19 protein-coding genes and 1 pseudogene are annotated in these 16,798 nt (G+C 58.7%); 7 read left to right on the plus strand and 13 right to left on the minus strand.

Annotation, left to right across the window (positions count from 1 at the left end; all coding sequences use genetic code 11):
* Positions 1-22: 22 nt before the first annotated feature.
* On the minus strand, positions 23-1,138 hold the full coding sequence (locus FZZ85_RS06030; protein WP_226413160.1) for a glycosyltransferase: 1,116 nt from the start codon (positions 1,136-1,138) through the stop codon (positions 23-25).
* A 503-nt stretch (positions 1,139-1,641) separates the two neighbouring features.
* Here FZZ85_RS06030 and FZZ85_RS06035 point away from each other — a divergent pair.
* Entirely contained in the window at positions 1,642-1,818 is a 177-nt protein-coding gene (locus FZZ85_RS06035; RefSeq protein ID WP_226413162.1) for a hypothetical protein, read from the plus strand.
* Positions 1,819-2,133: 315 nt separating this feature from the next.
* Here the strand turns inward: FZZ85_RS06035 and FZZ85_RS06040 are convergent, their stop codons facing one another.
* The 5 genes and pseudogenes from FZZ85_RS06040 to gloB form a co-directional block, all read right to left on the minus strand.
* Positions 2,134-2,310 (minus strand): hypothetical protein, encoded by a 177-nt coding sequence (locus tag FZZ85_RS06040; protein WP_226413164.1) that lies wholly within the window; start codon positions 2,308-2,310, stop codon positions 2,134-2,136.
* A gap of 136 nt (positions 2,311-2,446) precedes the next feature.
* A complete protein-coding gene (locus tag FZZ85_RS06045; protein ID WP_226413166.1) occupies positions 2,447-2,629 on the minus strand; it encodes a hypothetical protein in 183 nt (60 codons plus the stop codon).
* Between the two features lie 274 nt (positions 2,630-2,903).
* A pseudogene (locus tag FZZ85_RS06050) lies at positions 2,904-3,130 on the minus strand (DUF3136 domain-containing protein).
* A 45-nt stretch (positions 3,131-3,175) separates the two neighbouring features.
* On the minus strand, positions 3,176-3,568 hold the full coding sequence (locus FZZ85_RS06055; protein WP_226413168.1) for a RidA family protein: 393 nt from the start codon (positions 3,566-3,568) through the stop codon (positions 3,176-3,178).
* Between the two features lie 64 nt (positions 3,569-3,632).
* Complete coding sequence (gene gloB, locus FZZ85_RS06060) at positions 3,633-4,382, minus strand: hydroxyacylglutathione hydrolase (protein ID WP_226413170.1); 750 nt, start codon at positions 4,380-4,382, stop codon at positions 3,633-3,635.
* Between the two features lie 40 nt (positions 4,383-4,422).
* Here gloB and hisG point away from each other — a divergent pair, with 40 nt between their 5' ends.
* From hisG to FZZ85_RS06075, 3 genes are read left to right on the plus strand one after another with little or no spacing between them, the layout of a single operon-like run.
* Positions 4,423-5,073, plus strand: a complete 651-nt coding sequence (gene hisG, locus FZZ85_RS06065; protein ID WP_226413172.1) for an ATP phosphoribosyltransferase — start codon at positions 4,423-4,425, stop codon at positions 5,071-5,073.
* On the plus strand, positions 5,073-6,851 hold the full coding sequence (locus tag FZZ85_RS06070) for an ABC transporter ATP-binding protein (RefSeq protein ID WP_226413174.1): 1,779 nt from the start codon (positions 5,073-5,075) through the stop codon (positions 6,849-6,851). Before hisG ends, FZZ85_RS06070 begins: the two co-directional genes overlap by 1 nt.
* The gene (locus FZZ85_RS06075) at positions 6,848-7,351 is read left to right on the plus strand and encodes a GNAT family N-acetyltransferase (protein WP_226413176.1); all 504 of its coding nucleotides are present in this window, start codon (positions 6,848-6,850) and stop codon (positions 7,349-7,351) included. Before FZZ85_RS06070 ends, FZZ85_RS06075 begins: the two co-directional genes overlap by 4 nt.
* Positions 7,352-7,360: 9 nt before the next feature.
* Here FZZ85_RS06075 and FZZ85_RS06080 read toward each other — a convergent pair whose 3' ends face one another.
* Genes FZZ85_RS06080 through FZZ85_RS06090 form a run of 3 tightly spaced genes read right to left on the minus strand, consistent with a single transcriptional unit; the run spans position 7,361 to position 9,808 of the window.
* Positions 7,361-8,050, minus strand: coding sequence for a TIGR04283 family arsenosugar biosynthesis glycosyltransferase (locus FZZ85_RS06080; protein WP_226413178.1), 690 nt, complete (start codon positions 8,048-8,050; stop codon positions 7,361-7,363).
* Positions 8,038-8,679: a TIGR04282 family arsenosugar biosynthesis glycosyltransferase gene (locus tag FZZ85_RS06085; RefSeq protein ID WP_226413180.1), complete on the minus strand. Its 642-nt coding sequence runs from the start codon at positions 8,677-8,679 to the stop codon at positions 8,038-8,040. The genes FZZ85_RS06080 and FZZ85_RS06085 overlap by 13 nt, the downstream gene beginning before the upstream one ends.
* Position 8,680: 1 nt before the next feature.
* Entirely contained in the window at positions 8,681-9,808 is a 1,128-nt protein-coding gene (locus tag FZZ85_RS06090; RefSeq protein WP_226413341.1) for a trypsin-like peptidase domain-containing protein, read from the minus strand.
* A gap of 83 nt (positions 9,809-9,891) precedes the next feature.
* Between FZZ85_RS06090 and dnaA the strand changes: the two genes are divergently transcribed.
* A complete protein-coding gene (gene dnaA / locus FZZ85_RS06095) occupies positions 9,892-11,289 on the plus strand; it encodes a chromosomal replication initiator protein DnaA (RefSeq protein ID WP_226413182.1) in 1,398 nt (465 codons plus the stop codon).
* Here the strand turns inward: dnaA and FZZ85_RS06100 are convergent, their stop codons facing one another.
* The 3 genes from FZZ85_RS06100 to FZZ85_RS06110 are packed head-to-tail and all read right to left on the minus strand — an operon-like array spanning position 11,290 to position 13,434.
* The gene (locus FZZ85_RS06100) at positions 11,290-11,958 is read right to left on the minus strand and encodes a ParB-like protein (RefSeq protein WP_226413184.1); all 669 of its coding nucleotides are present in this window, start codon (positions 11,956-11,958) and stop codon (positions 11,290-11,292) included. It lies immediately after the preceding gene.
* Between the two features lie 23 nt (positions 11,959-11,981).
* Positions 11,982-13,214 (minus strand): glutathione S-transferase family protein, encoded by a 1,233-nt coding sequence (locus tag FZZ85_RS06105; RefSeq protein ID WP_226413186.1) that lies wholly within the window; start codon positions 13,212-13,214, stop codon positions 11,982-11,984.
* Positions 13,189-13,434, minus strand: coding sequence for a hypothetical protein (locus FZZ85_RS06110; protein WP_226413188.1), 246 nt, complete (start codon positions 13,432-13,434; stop codon positions 13,189-13,191). The genes FZZ85_RS06105 and FZZ85_RS06110 overlap by 26 nt, the downstream gene beginning before the upstream one ends.
* Before the next feature lie 116 nt (positions 13,435-13,550).
* Between FZZ85_RS06110 and gorA the strand changes: the two genes are divergently transcribed.
* Both gorA and FZZ85_RS06120 read left to right on the plus strand, forming a co-directional pair.
* Positions 13,551-14,912 (plus strand): glutathione-disulfide reductase, encoded by a 1,362-nt coding sequence (gene gorA, locus FZZ85_RS06115; RefSeq protein WP_226413190.1) that lies wholly within the window; start codon positions 13,551-13,553, stop codon positions 14,910-14,912.
* A 96-nt stretch (positions 14,913-15,008) separates the two neighbouring features.
* Positions 15,009-15,632 carry an alternative oxidase gene (locus FZZ85_RS06120; RefSeq protein ID WP_226413192.1) on the plus strand — a complete coding sequence of 208 codons (624 nt, stop codon included), beginning with the start codon at positions 15,009-15,011 and terminating at the stop codon, positions 15,630-15,632.
* A gap of 9 nt (positions 15,633-15,641) precedes the next feature.
* Here FZZ85_RS06120 and FZZ85_RS06125 read toward each other — a convergent pair whose 3' ends face one another.
* The gene (locus tag FZZ85_RS06125) at positions 15,642-16,742 is read right to left on the minus strand and encodes a calcium/sodium antiporter (RefSeq protein WP_226413194.1); all 1,101 of its coding nucleotides are present in this window, start codon (positions 16,740-16,742) and stop codon (positions 15,642-15,644) included.
* Between the last annotated feature and the right edge of the window lie 56 nt (positions 16,743-16,798).

Below are 16,798 nucleotides of genomic sequence, written 5' to 3' on the forward strand. Positions count from 1 at the left end.
GCTTGGTTGGTAGGAAAATATTTTAGCTGCCTGCGACTTTCCATATAAACTTTGAGGTTGCAACGTAGTTCCAGATGTAAGCAACGATGATTCCTGCTAGTTGTGCGGTATTTGTATTTGAAATGAGTTCTTTGTAGACTAAGTTTGCTACACTTATATTTAGTGCTACTGGTAGGGATATAACGAGAAGGTATTGAATAAAGCCTTTAAGAAAATCCATGCCGTGCAGGCTCTCAAACCTAAAAGTTAGAATGTTATTTATGCAAAAATTTGAGGCGGCTGCTATAAATACTGAGGCAATCAATCTCGCCTCGAAGCTGGAACCTAAAGCGTTTTCAAGTGCGTGAAAGCTAATAAGCTGGACTAGAACGCCTATACATCCTACAAGCCCGAATGAGATTGCTCTTCTTGGAATTATTTTAAAGGTAAACCCGTAAGCAAGTGAAATGACGAAATCCCAAACTATTGGTATGTTTAGTTTCGACTCACCGTATTGCCTTTCTTCAAAGTCAAGGGGCACATCGCCACAAGAGATTGTTTTGCCTCCTGTCGAAAGGAATTCATACAAGAATTTAAACCCCTTGACCTCAATCCGTTTCGCAACTTCGTTCACATGGCTAGTGTTTTTTAATATAAAAAAACCGCTCATGTAATCGCTTAAATGACTGTGTTTTTTGTCGAGGCTTAGTCGAGCTATTTTGTTGGCTAGTAGTGATCCGTTTGTTCTTCTTTTGCTCAGGCCTCTAACGCTTGAGTCGTCCATGAATCTACTCCCTACTACTATGTCAAGGCTTTCATTAATTATTTTCTTTAGAGCAGATTTGACGTTTTCAGCTTTATGTTGTCCGTCGCTATCCATTACTACTATGTAATCGTTGTAGCTGTTGAGGATTCCTTCTTTGATGGCGCTTGCAAGTCCTTTTCTGTCAAATCTTTCTATGAGTCTGAGGTTGCTGTCTTCATTCGACCGTAATGCAATTGCTTCCTTGGTTCCGTCAGTTGAATTGTCGTCAATCACTAGGATGTCTAGTTTAAATTCGTTAAGCTCTTTATTTAACGAATCTATTAACCTGACTATATTATCTCTTTCGTTAAGAGCGGGAAGGATTATGGAAATTGATGGATTCTCTTTATTCATGGAATGACGTGCTTCTTTATATAGAACTGTACCACCTCGTGTAGTTTGTTCGGTGGTTATCGTGTTAGCTGATCTGTTCCTGCTTTGTTGGTTTAAGTCAGGATTGTTTGTGATTCATCTGGTTGTGTTGAGTTGCTCTGAGATTAGCCTTTGAAGTTGTATTAATATGGCTTGCGTTTCTCGTGTATTTGGCGATTAATTTTTTGCCTGTTTTTTGTCGGATATGCTTTAGTTGGATAATCATCGTTTTTCTGATTCTCTTCTCTGTAAAGTTCAGTTTTTAGTGGGTTATCCATGGCCAGGACAAGCAGGGCTGAACGCCACAGACGCCGTGAATTAGCTTTGGCTCTAGTCAGTCAGGGCAAAAGCTGCAGTGATGTTTTGATCGCTCAGATGTCTCAATGGGTTGCTCACGTTCATTTGCCCAGCGGGACTGTCGTTGGGCGCATGACCAGCTTGAACTGAGCGTTGATTCACACGATGCTCAGCATCTAATGGTGCACATGGCGACAAGCCTTCAACGCATCTCTCTCAAGGCTGAGGGGAATAAGCAATTCGCCGCGGCTGACGGTGCCCAGAAGATGCTCTACGAGCTTTTGCTGCGCCGGAAAATGGATGACGAAGCTGCCAAAGCAAGTCGTCCTGGTTTGGGTCGTCGCCACGGCAACACCCGGCATTAAAGATGACAACGTCATCTTTTTCATGCTTGACACACTAACTGGCGCACATCAGAGGTGTTTGCGGTTGCTGGCTGCTTTTGTGGTTTTGGACTATCTGACCAACTTCACGACTAATAGGGGGGCAGGAGTTCGAGTCTCCTTGGCTCTATTTAGTTATCACGAGAGCTCTCGGAATTCCGCGGGCTTTTTTTGTTGCTTGACCCGGGCGGCGGAGCCCTTATTCATGGCAGAAGCAAGTGGGCTGGGTGATCAAAAACCGCGTCCGTCACGCTCCCGCATTTCCAGGCGAAGTTTCTGGTAGCGAAGCAAGGCCCGCTACTCATCCAGTTGAGGAAATAGCAAACGCGCCTCCTCCAGGCTCGGGGGATCCAAGAGCCAGTCATCAGAGCGATCCGGGGCCACTTGCTCAGGATTGCGATCCCAACGCTGGCGACCTGGCGCAACCCAGCCCAACAAGCGACGAAAGCGATCGAACAGCTCGAGTGGGTGCATCAAATCACCCTAGGAAGATCACGAATCCAAGCGCATCTGAGATGCGTGTGAGCTGGTTTGCAGCCGAGGGCAATGCTGTAACTGGGGGGTATCCATTGGCATGCTCCCCTTGGAGGATGTGAAAAACCAGCGCTGATCAGCCCGAGGGACCAGCCTGTTCAGAGCGATGAACTGACTCGTTCCGAGGTATCAAGCTTTTAGGAGTTTGTTGCCGTGGATCCTCTCCGTTGCGCCAGGGGGTGAACAACAGGAAATTTCCGGCCACCAGCCCTGCCGTCACGATCACCGCAGCAAGCTGTTCCAGCTGTTCAACATCCATCCCTGCATTGTCACGCTTTCTCCGAGTAAGGGCGTCGCCTTAGCCGTTGATTGCTCGTAATTCAATCCTGTCTGCAGTTCTAGGCAAAGGGCCGTGCCCAGCATCACTGTGATCACGGCCAGCCCCTGAGTCAGCTTGAGCCTTCGCTGGGGTTTGCGGAAAGTACAGCAGGTCATACCAGGACCTTGCTTCACAGCCTGGTTTGAAGCCTCTTTTCAGTTCAGATTGAAGCGTTTGCCACGAGAAAGCTGGGAAAACGCTGAGACGACTGGGCTCAATCCTCTTTTGGGTTCTCCAGGTCTCGGCGGATCAGAGCCAGCAGGTAGGAGGGGGACTTGTAGCGGGTTGGCAGGCAGCGGTTCAGCGTCTCTAGGTGCCCCCGCAGACCGTACGCTCAATGTCCTGAGCAGTTTTTCCCTGCTGGAGGAGACGCCGCAGCGCCTTGCAATACATCGGATATCCCGCCTCTAGTTCACCGATGGTGAGTTTCGCCTGAGGCATGGGACCACTGAAGCCAGTTCCAACCTATGCCCCCGAGGGTCAGGCTCAGCTGCCGAGCCAGGCGACGCAGTCGATTTCCACCCGTGCTCCCTTGGGGAGGGCCGCCACCTGAAGGCAGGCGCGAGCTGGGCTGACCCCCTCACCAAATACCTCGGCATAGATGCCATTGACGGTTTGGAAATCGCCCAGGTCGGCCAAGAAGACCGTGGTGCGTACTACCTGAGCAGGGGTGGCGCCGGCTTCCTTCAACACAGCACAGAGGTTTTTCAGCACCTGATGCGCTTCCGCCGCCACATCACCGTTACCCACCATCTCGCCGCTGGCTGGATCCAGGGGAATCTGCCCGGAGCAATAGAGCCACTCTCCGGCAAGCACCGCTTGGTTGTAAGGCCCAACCGGTGCAGGGGCGTCTTGAGTGGTGATGGCCTTGGCGCTCATGGGGTGTTTCTGAACAGCATTCACCCCGATCATCGCCGTTGGTGATCCCGTTCTTCGCCATCGCTCATGCCGGCCGCCACTGATCCTTGTCCTGGCGAAGCATGGCCAACTCCGCGGCTGAACTGGCCTGCATGAACAGGTTGGTGCGGCGTTCCATGCCGATGCTGCTGGGCAGGCTTAGGGCGCCTTTGGCGCGAAGGCTCCGCACCTCCCGGTAACGATCAGCCAAAACCGTGTCGTTGGGGCGTTGCTCAACGGCCCATCGCAGATTGGACTCGGTGTACTCGTGGGCACAACACACCTTCGTGGCCTCGGGAAGTTCGGCCAGCTTCTGTAGAGCCTGATGCATCTGTTCAGCGCTGCCTTCAAACAATCGGCCGCAGCCCCCGCTGAACAGGGTGTCCCCGCAGAACAACAGCGGTCCGATCTCGGCGCCCTCCGGGTTCGGGATGAAGAAAGCGATGTGGGCTCTGGTGTGGGCCGCTACATCCAGCACCTCCACCTCTTCCCCAAGAACAGTGATCTGGTCTCCATCCCGCACCGGCATGGTCTGGAACGGAATCCGCTCCCGATCATCAGCGGAGGCAATCACCGCAGACTGGGGCCAACTGTTCAGCAAGTCCGAAGTGCCGCCGATGTGGTCGGCATGGTGATGGGTCTGCAGGACGGCAGCCAGGTTCAACTGCCGTTCTTCCAGCCACGCCTGCACCGGCGGCGCAACAGCGGGGTCGATCACCACGGCCTCCGCGCCCTTCACCCATATCCAGATCACGTTGTCCTGGAGAACCGGTAAGGCATGAAGTGAGGAATGCATCGTTAAAGTCCTGCCTGTTTAACCGGCCAGCGCTGGACCCATGATCACCGTCGCGTTGGCCAAAGGAGCGCTGCTCAAAGACTCGGTGGCCCGCTTTGCCGCGGCTGGTCTCGATTTCTCCGCTGTTCTGGACAAGGACAACCGTCAGCTGATGGTGCCCACCCCTTGCGGGCGCGCTAGGGCCCTGCTGGTTCGCAACGGTGATGTGCCCACCTATGTGGCCTACGGTCAAGCCCAGTTGGGGGTCGTGGGTTACGACGTGCTCAAGGAGCACCAGCTCCCCGTCGCACAATTGGTGGATCTCGGCTTTGGCGGCTGCCGCATGGCTGTTGCGGTCCAGGAGAGCAGTGGTTACGTCCGTGCCGCTGATCTGCCCCCCCATTGCCGGGTGGCCAGCAAATTCACCCACTGCGCTCGGGAATATTTCGATGCCCTCGACCTTCCCGTTGAGTTGGTGCACCTCAATGGCTCGGTGGAGCTGGGGCCAATTACGGGAATGTCGGAAGCGATTGTCGACCTGGTGGCCACCGGTCGAACCCTTAGGGACAACGGTTTGATCGCCATTGAAGACCTCTTCCAGTCCACGGCTCGATTGGTAGGACATCCCCTGTCCATTCGCCTGGACAACGGCCCCCTGTCGTCAATCGTCGAAGCGATCCGCGCAGCAACACCCGTCGGGAGCTCCAGCTGATGGGAGCTGTCGCGGACTGGCGCAGGGTCCGTCGTCTGGGCCGTTACCTCGTGCGAGATCGCCGGCGACTTCTGGTTGCCCTGCTGCTGCTGCTTCCCTTGGCCTTTGCGGGAGCACTGCAGCCTGTCCTGCTGGGGCAGGCCGTCAGCGTCCTTCGCGGTGAGCCCAGTCTCCCCTGGTTGTCGGGGTTGAGTCTGTCCGCATCGATCCGCATGATCATCGGGCTCTATTTCGTCTCGGTGATGCTTCGGCTCGGCCTGCAGGGCGTGCAGACCTTCAGCATCCAGGCCGTCGGTCAACGGCTCACCGCGCGTATCCGGGACGACCTCTTCGAACATTCGTTGTCGCTGTCCCTGCGCTTTCACGACCGCATGCCGGTGGGCAAGTTGCTCACAAGGCTCACCAGCGATGTGGATGCCCTGGCTGAGGTGTTTGCAAGTGGCGCCGTCGGGGTGCTCAGTGATCTGGTGAGCCTGCTGGTGCTCGCCTCAACGATGCTGTTGATCGAGTGGAGGCTGGGGCTGCTCCTGTTGTTCACGCAGGTGCCCGTCACCCTGGCCGTGCTTTGGCTGCAGCGCCGTTACCGCAAGGCCAATTACCGGGTGCGTGAGGAGCTCTCCCAGCTCAATGCCGATTTCCAAGAGAATCTTCAGGGCCTTGAGGTGGTTCAGATGTATGGCCGTGAAACGGTCAACAGCGCCCGCTTCCTGCGCACTGGCAAGGACTACCGCAGCGCTGTTAACGGAACGATCTTTTACGACAGCAGCATTTCAGCCTTCTTGGAATGGGTAGCTCTGGCCGCCATTGCTCTGGTTCTGGCACTTGGTGGCTTGATGGTGACCAATGGTGCGATGGGCCTAGGCACCCTCACCACATTCATCCTTGCCTCCCAGCGTCTGTTCGACCCTCTGCGTCAGCTGGCGGAGCGTTTCACCCAGATTCAAGGTGGGCTGACAGCTGTGGAACGCATTGGCGAGTTGATGGAGGCGCCCCTCGAGATCGCCGAGGCCAAGGGTGCTCGCCCTCACGTGACGGGTGGTGGTGGCGAGGTGATCTTTGAGAACGTGAGCTTTGCCTACCGGCCGGATGATCCGATCCTCCGCAACCTTTCCTTCCGCATTGCCCCTGGTGAGCATGTGGCGCTGGTGGGTCCCACGGGGTCCGGCAAAAGCACGATTATTCGTTTGCTGTGCCGCCTTTATGAACCTCAGCAGGGGCGCATCCTTCTTGATGGGCGGGACATCCGCACGATCCCGATGGTGGATCTCCGTCGTGAGTTGGGAGTTGTGCTTCAGGACACGTTCCTGTTCAGCGGCAATGTGGCCGACAATCTGCGACTCAATGCTTCGGTGAGTGATCGAGAGTTGTCTCAGGTCTGTGCTGAGCTCGGTCTCAACGACCTGTTGGCCAAGCTTCCCAAGGGGCTGGAGACGGAGCTGCGCGAGCGGGGCGGCAATCTCTCCTCAGGTGAGCGCCAATTGCTGGCGGTGGCTCGGGTGGCGATCCGCAATCCAACGGTATTGGTGATGGATGAAGCCACTGCCTTCATGGATCCTTCAACGGAGGCGACGCTCCAGGCCGATCTCGATCGTCTTCTGCAAAAGCGCACAGCCATCGTCATCGCCCACCGCCTCGCGACGGTGGAAGCCTCGGATCGCATCCTTGTTCTGCGCCGGGGCGAGCTGATCGAGGAGGGCACTCATCGCGAGCTCAGGGCCCGCGGTGGGCTTTATGCCCAACTCGCCGAGTTGCAGGAACGGGGGTTGGCGCGTCTGTGATCGCTCCTCTCCCCATCCCTGCTGAGTCGCTGTTGGAGCAGTACGGCCAGGGGGCGCGTCTCTGCACCTGCGCCAATGAACAGATCACCTTGGTGTTCAGCCAGGAGTACCCCTTCGATCTTGTGGAGCTCGAGCAGTTGCTGGAAGCGGTGGGCTGGAGTCGCCGGCCGATTCGTCGGGTGCGTAAAGCGCTCAGCCATAGCTTGCTCAAAGTGGGGCTCTGGCGGCACGACCCCCGGGTGCCCCGTCTGGTGGGTTTTGCGCGCTGCACCGGGGATGGTGTTTTTGAAGCCACCGTCTGGGACGTCGCCGTGCATCCCCTCTACCAGGGAAATGGTCTGGGCAAGCAGATGATGACCTACATCCTTGAGGCCCTCGATCAGATGGGAACCGAACGGGTCAGCCTGTTCGCGGATCCGGGCGTCGTCAGCTTCTACCAGGGCCAGGGCTGGGATCTCGAGCCTCAGGGCCATCGCTGTGCCTTCTGGTACGCCAACTGATCGGATCCTCTATCGCCGGTAGATCCGCAATAGCTGCTCCGTTGATCGGCCCTGACGCCAGAGCCAGCGCAGCCGGGCATTGCGCCAGGTCTGCACCAGCACGCTCCGCTTCTGCCAGCGCCCCCCGCTGGTGAGAAGGGCACAGTTCAATGAGCGGAGGGACGCGACCTTGCTCAGGCGTTCCACCAGGTCCAGGTCTTCCATTAGCGCCAGGGGCCGGTAGCCGCCGACGCGCTCATAAAGCTGGCGCTGAATCAACAGGCCCTGATCGCCGTAGGGACGCTGCAGCCATCGGCTGCGCAGGTTCACCATTCGCTCCAGCAGCCACAGCATCGGCCGCCTCTTCGCATCCACATTGAAGTCGAAGCACCAGGCGCTCAGGTGAGCCTCCGGCGTGTTTAGAACCGTCCTCACCCTTTGATGCCAAGTGCTCGGGAGTCGGCTGTCGGCATGCAGCACCAGCATCCAGGCATGGGAGCTGTGGTCAACGCCCCAGCGCAGCTGTGGCCCACGTCCGGCTTTCGGGCTGTCGAGCACGGTGGCACCGGCCAGCTGCGCCACTTCTCGGGTCTGATCCCTGCTCCCGCCGTCAGAGACGATCACCTCCAACTCCCCCGGCCATCGCTGCAGATCCGCCAGCAGCAGCGGCAGCCTGCTGGCTTCCTCCAGGGTTGGAATAACAACACTCAGCCCTGCCATGGTTTTAGATCGCTCCAGCGATCCAGATCATTCCGTTGGGGGATGAGGGCGCAAGAGAGCTGTTGCCTGTGCGCCTCCCTCAGCGTTGCTTCCAGCACGGTCGGGCCGCCCCAGGGAATGCCGATTAGGGGCCAGTGCTGCGGGCTGCGGATCAGGGATGCGCCGATCCCCAGCAGCCAGTACCCCCCATCGGAGGCTGGTCCCAACACCAGATCATGGTGTTCCAAGTGCTCAACTGCCTGCTTCACGTCATCGGAATTGAGTTCGGGCAGATCCGTGCCGATCACAAGGCAGGGCCTGTGATGGCGATGGCCGTGCATTAACTGCCGTCGCAATCGGGTGCCGAGTTGCCCCCTCCCCTGCAGCCGCACCTGCCTCAGCCCCAGCTGCTGCCCCCAGCGATCGGCCGCACGGGGCCCCAGCCCGCTCACCGCCAGCACAGGCTCGATCTCCACTGCGCCGGCGAGGCCGCGCACTACCGCAGCGGTGTGCTGCGTGAGCCGCCGCTGAATTCGTGTGGCGCGCTCGTTGCTGTTGGACAAGCCCAGCTCATTGTTGAGATCGTGGCTCAAGCGGCGTTTGCATCGGCCGGGTGATGGCCAGCGGGCCATCACGACGATCTGCACCATCTCAGTTATTGCGAGGTAGTTCCCGCGGGCGCACCTGCACGGTCAGCTCCTCTCCATTGCGTTGGAGGGTGAGCTGCATCGGTTCCCCCACCTGGCCGCGGTCCACGGCGAGTTGCACTTCGGTGGGTGTTTGAACGGGGTTGTTCTCCACCTTGAGAATCAGATCGCACTGGCGGATGCCTGCAGCAGCGGCCGGCGTGCCCTTGACCACACCCTTGACCAAAACGCCATTCAGCTCGGGAACTGTGCAGGCGCTGTTGGTGGCATTTATTTCTCGTGCCAGCTGCGGCGTGAGGTTCATCAGCTGCACGCCGATGAAGGGATGGGAGGCCTGACCGGTGCTGACGATCTGTTGTGCGATCCGCTTGGCCAGGTTGATCGGAACCGCAAAACTCAAGCCGCCACCAGGCGCAGTACGGATTGCAGTGTTGATGCCGATCACCTGACCGGTGGCATTGATCAGGGGGCCGCCGCTGTTGCCGGGGTTCACCGCTGCATCGGTCTGGATGTAAGGAACCCGTTGGCCGTCACTGATCGCATTCAGGCGGCCGACAGCGCTGATGATGCCTGCGGTCACGGTGTTGTTAAGGCCGAAGGGGTTGCCGATGGCAATGGCCCATTCTCCCGGCTTGAGCTGGTCGGAGTTGCCTAGGGCCGCCACCGGCAGGTTATCGGCCACTACTTTCACCACCGCCACGTCGGTGAGGGGGTCGGTGCCGAGAACCTTGCCCTTGAAACTGCGTCCGTCCGGAAGGGTCACCGCCACTTGATCCGCACCACGGACCACATGCTCATTGGTGAAGATCAGCCCGCTGGCCCGGGTGATGAAGCCGGAGCCCTGGCCCTGCTGTCGCTGGCTGGAGGGACCCCTGCCGAAAATTCCTCCGAAGGGGTTCGAGATCTCCTTCACCACATCGATGCGCACCACAGCCGGTCCGACACGATCCACCGCCTTCACGATTACGTTGTCCCCCGGCTGCAGTGGAGCACTTCGGGGCTGATCGTGCACCACCGGCGGTACTGTCATCGGTGGCTTGGGCGTCAGCCCCAGCTGGTCTCTCACCAGGCTGCAACCGGAGAGTGCGCTCCCGGCCAGGGCGATGGCGAGCCAATGCTGGGCGTTGAGCATCACGACGAGATGTGTGCTGATGCATTTAAGACGGCCTGAGCGGATCGGCATGCGTAGATTCAGCGCTCGGGCGATGGGCGGTTTTGGCGCAGACGGGCGAAGAGCTCTGGATCAAGGTGCGGGATGGGTTGCAGGCCAAGCTGAGCAAGCCCACCTTCGAGACCTTCATTCGCCCTACGGGTTGCAGCAGCTTTGCCAATGGCGAGCTAAAGCTTCTCGCTCCGAATCCCTTCGCCAGCGTTCGTCTGCGTGAGCAGCTGCTGCCCACGATCGCTGAGATGGCCAGCAGCATCAGCGGTCAGCCCGTTCAGGTGACGGTTCTGGCAGAAACCGCCTTGCCGCCGCCGGACGCCACCGATGAGGCCTCAGCCGCTGCTGATGCAGCTCCACCGCCAGCACCATACGAGTCGGCGTCGGCTCCGGCCCGGAACGGCTCCCCACGGCGCTACTTGCCCGGGCTCAATCCCCGATACGTGTTTGGCCGTTTCGTGGTCGGCCCCAACAGCCGGATGGCCCATGCGGCGGCTCTGGCTGTGGCCGAAGCACCGGGCCGGGAATTCAACCCTCTGTTCATCTGCGGCGGTGTGGGCCTGGGGAAAACCCACCTGATGCAAGCCATCGGTCACTACCGGTTGGAAATTGATCCCGGGGCTCGGGTGGCTTACGTCTCAACCGAAACCTTCACCAATGATCTGATCCAGGCCATCCGCAAGGACGGGATGCAGGCCTTCCGCGATCGCTATCGCGCCGCTGATCTGATCCTGGTGGATGACATTCAATTCATCGAAGGCAAGGAGTACACCCAGGAGGAGTTCTTCCACACCTTCAATGCCCTGCACGAGGCAGGCCGTCAGGTGGTGATCGCCAGTGATCGTCCCCCCAGTCAGATTCCGCGGTTGCAGCAGCGTTTGATCTCCCGGTTCCAGATGGGACTGATCGCTGACATTCAGTCGCCTGACCTGGAGACACGCATGGCGATCCTTCAGAAGAAAGCGGAGCAGGAGCGCATGTCGCTGCCCCGTGATCTGATCCAATACATCGCCGGCCGCTTCACCTCGAACATCCGCGAGTTGGAAGGGGCCCTGACCCGGGCTGTTGCCTTCGCCTCAATCACGGGGTTGCCGATGACAGTTGAATCTGTGGCGCCGATGCTCGACCCCACGGGGCAGGGGGTGGAGGTCACGCCGCAACAGGTGATTGACAAGGTGTCTGAAGTGTTTGATGTCACGGCTGAGGAGATGTGCAGCAGCACCCGACGCCGTGCCGTGAGCCAGGCCCGTCAGGTGGGGATGTACCTCATGCGCCGTGGTACTGACCTCAGTTTACCTAGGATCGGCGACAACTTCGGCGGAAAGGACCACACCACGGTGATGTATGCAATCGAGCAGGTGGAGAAAAAACTAGCCTCCGATCCCCAGCTCGCCGGTCAAGTGCAGAAAGTGAAGGATCTGCTGCAGATTGATTCACGCAAGAAGCGCTGATCAGCGGCAGGCTTTCTTATCGCCTTGCCAGCCCGGCATGTTTTGTGCAGCTGTAGAGCACACCAGTTGGCGTGCTGCTGCGAGCGCTGGGTCCAGCCGCCTGGAGCTGAAGGGCGGCAGGGGGCGGCTGCGCAGCCAGGAACCCCAACGAAACTCGTGATACGGGATGAGGGGCTGAGGCTTGATCCAGCCCTCCTGCTTCAACTTCCAAACGAGGCTCCGGTAAGGATCGTCGTCCAGCCCCAGCAGGCTTTTGGGCAGCTGCTCGACCGGGCGGGGGCCGTTGCCTCGCCCGTCGTAGAGGTAGAGCCAGCCCTGGTTGTGCAGATAGGCCAGCACAGCGCTTCGGTCGGCGGTTGGGAGCTCCTGCACCACGTAAGCCCAGGTGGTGGCACCTGGGTCTATGCCGATCAGACCCCGCAGCCGGTGGTGTCGGTCCAGCATCCACATGGCGCCATCGGCAGACCGGATCAAAGGGACCGGTTTCCCACGTAGGTAGTCGAGACGTTGCTGACGACTGTCCTGGGCGAAATCTTTTTCGCGCGACCAGATCTCCGCCAGTCCCACACACCACTGGGTCGGCTGCAGCTTCGCCGCTGACACTTCAATCAGATCGGTCCCCCGATCGGGAGCTGGGATCTGTTGGTAGGCGGGCAGTCGTAGGGGCACGACTCAGCGTTGATGCTCCCGCACTATGACCCAATTAAGAAGGGTCGGGGATCCTGATCAAAGCGATCCCTCACTGGCAGAGGTTTGGCTTGTTCAGGCCCATCCAGCTGGGCGGTGGCTTCGAGGGCTTGACGAAGCAGACGCGCTGCCGGGAGCGGCATGTCCCTTGGAACCGAAATACGGTCGCGCAGGTAGCGGAGGCCGGCGGCACTCCCCGCTGGCGGGGGGCAGGGCGTGTTGCGAACCAACCGGGTGAGGGCACAGCGCAGGGGCAGATCAAAGGCTGTAGCACCCATAGGATTAACGTCCCGAAGCCGTTGTTGGTGACGCAGAACCCGGCTCAGGGCGATGACGGCCTGATTGGCTTGATGGTCCGCATCCCAGCAGGCTTCGTCCTCGCCAAGTCCATCACCTCGGTCGATCTGTTCGGCTAGGCGGTGTGCGTCCGCTCCATCGTCTGACCAGCAGCCGCCCATCTGGGGAGGAAGGTCATGGGCATGGGTGTGGAAGTCGCTTTGGGTGCCGCGGTAGGTATCCAGTTGTTCTAGAGCGCGGAACCAGCGATCAATGGCTGGATGCTCAGCCCTCAGCCGGTATCCCTTGTAGTACGCCAGCGAGGCATTCATCCGTTCCACGTAGGGAACAAAGATCAGATCCACTGTCTGCGGCTCCGGTCCCCGCAGCCACGGTCCCACTCCCTGGTTCAGCTCCCGTTCAAAGCGCTGGGCGATGTCTCGAAACTGCTCTCGGGCCAGAACCTGTTGCCTCGGACTCAGCCGTGGCGAACACAGCCAGATGCACCAGGCCCTAAACAGTAGCCGTTCAAGACGGCGCAGCTCAAGAGCCTCCGGTGCTGTCATCGCCATGCCCAGGGGGCCGAACTGCTGTTCGAGGGCCAGCAGGATTTCGTCGCTTTCGGTGATCAAACGCCCTTTGAGCTCCAGGGCCGGCAACATCCCCGAAGGAACTCTCTCCAGGAACCACGTCTCCTTCGGGCCGTAGCACCGCATGGTGACTTTGCGGATCCGGTAGGGGATTCGCTTGAACTCCAGCCAAAGCCAGATTTTTTGGCAATAGGGGCACCAAGCGTGGTGGTCGCGGTACAGCGTGACCACCACGTTGGATTCAGGCTGTCCGAATAGGCGCAACGTGGCTTGGGCACTGGTCGGCCCTTTGATCCGATTTGGTTCCGGCTTCGCCAGGCTGGCCAATTCCGACCAACTCAGGGGTTCAGCTGATTCCGATGAAAGGGGCATGCAGGATTGGCTCAAGCGTTGCACGTCCATAGGCCCGCCAGTCGCCCAGTTCGTGCATCAGCGCCAGACAGTCCTGCTGGCGGCCCTGATCAGCCAACTGTTTGAGCCGAAGTCTCATGTCGTCGCTGGTGATCATCATCACGATCTCGCGGCGCTGCGATCTTTTGAGGTGCAGCTCAGGTTCAGGCGGCTGCCGGCGGCGCTTGGAAGAACTATTCATGATTTAAGAATGCGGTTGAAGTACGGCCGACTCGTCTTGGGCTTTAACAACCCCTCTTCCTCGGACCATAACGCCATCTTTACGATTACGCCCGTCGTTTCGGGCACCCTCTTGTTATGGGCGCTGATCTGGATCTGATTGTTGTTGGAGCGGGCTCCGGTGGGTTGGCCGCTGCAAAACGCGCTGCCCGTCATGGAGCCCGCGTCGCGATCGTGGAGGGAGATCGCGTCGGTGGCACCTGCGTGATCCGCGGCTGTGTTCCCAAGAAGCTTTTGGTGTACGGCGCCCAGGCCCGCCATCAATTGGCGGATGCCTCGGCCTATGGCCTGCACATCCAGTCGGTGCGTTCCGATGTGCCTGAACTCTTGCGTCGGGTGCGCGCCGAGGTGGATCGGCTTAATGCACTGCATCTCGGATTCCTGGACAAGGCCGGCGTTCAGTTGATCTCCGGTTGGGGATGCTTCATGGCCCCAGATCGCATCAGCATTTGCGATCAACGTGGCGGGTCCGTGCAACAGGAGCTCTCAGCCCCGCGGTTCCTTGTGGCAGTGGGTGGCCGTCCGGCCCGGCCTGAGATTCCAGGGGTTGAAAACACCTGGGTTAGTGACGACATGTTTTTGCTGGAGGATGTCCCTTCCTCTGTGGTGGTGGTGGGCGCAGGCTTTATTGCCTGCGAGTTCGCCTGCATCCTGCGGGGGCTTGGTGTTGCGGTAACCCAGGTGGTGCGTGGGCCTCGGTTGCTGCGTGGCTTTGATGCCGAGTTGGCAGGTGCCGTGCTGGATGGCATGCATGAGCAGGGCATCGAGGTGCTGCTGGAGCAGACGGTGGTGGCCGTGGAGGGAGATCCCGGGGCGCTGACGGCGCGGCTGGGGAATGGTCAGTCCTTGGATTGCGGGGGTGTGCTGATGGCCACTGGCCGTCGCCCCTGGCTTGCGGATCTGGGGTTGGACGCTGCCGGTGTTGCGGTCGACAACGGTCGCATCAGGGTCGATGCCAACTCCTGCACGTCGGTGCCCCATATCCATGCCGTCGGCGATGTCACTGATCGGGTCAACCTCACGCCTGTGGCCATTGATGAAGGTCGTGCTTTCGCCGACAGCGTCTTCGGTTCGCGTCAGCGGCAGGTGAACCACGATCTCGTGGCCAGTGCAGTGTTCACCGCTCCAGAGCTCGCGACCGTTGGCCTATCGGAAGAACAGGCCATCGAACGCCATGGCGTGGACGGTGTTGTTGTGCATCGCGCCCGATTCCGTTCGATGGCGCGGGCCTTGCCCGCTTCCGGTTCCCGCTGTCTGCTCAAGCTGGTGGTGGAGAAGCACACCGATCGGGTGCTGGGCTGCCACATGGTGGGCGAGCATGCCGCGGAGATCATTCAGATGGCGGCGATTGCCGTGGGGATGGGCGCCACCAAGGATGATTTCGACCGCACCATGGCTCTGCACCCTTCTGTTTCAGAGGAGTTCGTGACGATGCTCTGATCCAGCAATCCTTTCGACAGTGTGAAAGGTGCAAGACAATGCATATATGGCGATCTAGACCACGAGTAGATCGATATATATGACGTGGAATCATTCATGCAGACTCGAGGTCATAAGGCTGATTTTGCTCATTTTTTGATTGAATCTGGCGAGCAATTGCTCAGTCTTCTTTGGCCTGCAGCTGATGCTCGTCGGGCAGCATCTTTAGAGATCATCGCTCGCACGGCCTATACGGCTGAGGAAAGTGCTTGTCATTACCTTGAAACGATTGGCCTTGATCAGAGCGGTGCTATTCGTAAGACTCTGGAGCTGGCACGTCGGCAGGATAGTAATGAGCAGACGCATGAAGACATTTTTTCTCGTGATCTTGGTGGACTGTCTTTATGGATAGATCGCTTTGTGGCAAGGCATGTGGCTGTCCTTGTTTATTGGATATTTGCTCTTATTACCTTGTTGGATCACGAGTTGGCCTCTTTGCTTGGAGAAGCTGTTGAGGCCGAAGCTGTCAAGACGTACCGGCGCATGCTTTTGGAGCAGCCAGAGGAGTGGTTGCAGCAGCCCGTCACGCCGATCGCAACGGCCTATTGGAGAAAAGATGGAAACATGTGGGCTGCCCGTGATGAACGTGAGCCTAAAACTCTTCGAGATGTGATCGAATTAATTGCCAGAGATGAGTTGGATCATGTGGCGGCTAATAGCCAAAAAGCAATTGCTTTCTAGGTATTAATTTCAAATGGTTGGGCTGTTCTGGTTGTTCCGCCAATAAAAAACAGCCTGAGTGAAAATCACGATCATTATGATTGGAATTACAGCGCAGAGCACCACAAGGCGAAATTCAGCGGCCCAGCTGGCCATAGCCGTTCGGGGCAAAACATTGTCGATTAGATATAGAACATAGAGACCTAGAAGTAGCCCTCCTTCAACGCGCGAGATGCGACCTTTCGTCCAAAAGATCGGCATGCAGGCAAGGCTGGTGAGCAGCATTACCGGCAGGTCGTCCTGAATCAGTTCCGGGCTGACTTCAAGTCCGTTGCCAGCTGCCGCTATAGCTCCGCTGCCCAGCACCAGCATCAGGTTCAACAGGCAGCTGCCCACCACGTTGCCGATGGCCAGATCGGTGCGTCCGCGCAGGGCCGCCACCAGGGACGTGATCAATTCAGGCATCGACGTTCCGGCTGAAACGATCGTCAGACCGATCACTGCCTCACTAACTCCCAGAAGGGTTGCGGCGCTGACCGCGCCATTCACCAGAACCCTTGATCCGATCGAGAGGACGGTAATGCCGGCAATTAATCGCACTGAGGCGGGGATCAATCCACCTTTGCTTGCTTCGAGACTGATTTCGGGTTCAGCGCTGCCGCTGTCGTCCGGTTGTTCACGGGCGGTGCGGATCTCCCAGATGGTGTTGATCAGGAGCCCCAACAGCAACGCCAGGCCCGCTTGCCAAGTGACCCGTCCTGCGGAGGCCATGCCCCAGACCGCCGCCGAGATCGCAATCATCAGAGGCACATCCCGCCTCACAAGACGGCTTTCGACGCGCAAGGGCAGCACAAGAGCGCTGCTGCCCAGCACCACCATCACGTTGAAGATGTTGCTGCCCACCACATTGCTCACGGCGAGGGCGTCAGCCCCCTGCAGCACCGAACTCAAACTCACGAACAGTTCCGGTGCGCTGGTGCCCAGGGAAACCACCGTGAGGCCAATCACGAGCTGGGGGATCCCGAAGATCACCGCCATGGCGACGGACCCCTGAACGAACAGTTCTCCGCCGCCGAACAGCAGTCCGATGCCCAGCATCACTTGGATCGAGGCCTGGAGAAATTCAGGCATGGGCTAGATCAGGTGTTTGGGGATTCTGCTTTGAGTGGAATCAACCTAAGGTCTCT

The sequence above is a fragment of the Synechococcus sp. MU1642 genome (assembly GCF_020514115.1).
GTDB lineage: Bacteria > Cyanobacteriota > Cyanobacteriia > PCC-6307 > Cyanobiaceae > Parasynechococcus.

Coding starts and splice junctions, on each gene's coding strand:
- FZZ85_RS06045 (WP_226413166.1), bottom strand. CDS start 2,629: ATGGATGTTGAACAGCTGGAACAGCTTGCTGCGGTGATCGTGACGGCA.
- FZZ85_RS06080 (WP_226413178.1), bottom strand. CDS start 8,050: ATGGCAGGGCTGAGTGTTGTTATTCCAACCCTGGAGGAAGCCAGCAGG.
- FZZ85_RS06055 (WP_226413168.1), bottom strand. CDS start 3,568: ATGAGCGCCAAGGCCATCACCACTCAAGACGCCCCTGCACCGGTTGGG.
- FZZ85_RS06085 (WP_226413180.1), bottom strand. CDS start 8,679: ATGGTGCAGATCGTCGTGATGGCCCGCTGGCCATCACCCGGCCGATGC.
- FZZ85_RS06090 (WP_226413341.1), bottom strand. CDS start 9,808: ATGCTCAACGCCCAGCATTGGCTCGCCATCGCCCTGGCCGGGAGCGCA.
- FZZ85_RS06035 (WP_226413162.1), top strand. CDS start 1,642: ATGGCGACAAGCCTTCAACGCATCTCTCTCAAGGCTGAGGGGAATAAG.
- gorA (WP_226413190.1), top strand. CDS start 13,551: ATGGGCGCTGATCTGGATCTGATTGTTGTTGGAGCGGGCTCCGGTGGG.
- FZZ85_RS06105 (WP_226413186.1), bottom strand. CDS start 13,214: ATGCCCCTTTCATCGGAATCAGCTGAACCCCTGAGTTGGTCGGAATTG.
- FZZ85_RS06110 (WP_226413188.1), bottom strand. CDS start 13,434: ATGAATAGTTCTTCCAAGCGCCGCCGGCAGCCGCCTGAACCTGAGCTG.
- gloB (WP_226413170.1), bottom strand. CDS start 4,382: ATGCATTCCTCACTTCATGCCTTACCGGTTCTCCAGGACAACGTGATC.
- FZZ85_RS06125 (WP_226413194.1), bottom strand. CDS start 16,742: ATGCCTGAATTTCTCCAGGCCTCGATCCAAGTGATGCTGGGCATCGGA.
- FZZ85_RS06030 (WP_226413160.1), bottom strand. CDS start 1,138: ATGAATAAAGAGAATCCATCAATTTCCATAATCCTTCCCGCTCTTAAC.
- FZZ85_RS06070 (WP_226413174.1), top strand. CDS start 5,073: ATGGGAGCTGTCGCGGACTGGCGCAGGGTCCGTCGTCTGGGCCGTTAC.
- hisG (WP_226413172.1), top strand. CDS start 4,423: ATGATCACCGTCGCGTTGGCCAAAGGAGCGCTGCTCAAAGACTCGGTG.
- FZZ85_RS06040 (WP_226413164.1), bottom strand. CDS start 2,310: ATGCACCCACTCGAGCTGTTCGATCGCTTTCGTCGCTTGTTGGGCTGG.
- FZZ85_RS06120 (WP_226413192.1), top strand. CDS start 15,009: ATGCAGACTCGAGGTCATAAGGCTGATTTTGCTCATTTTTTGATTGAA.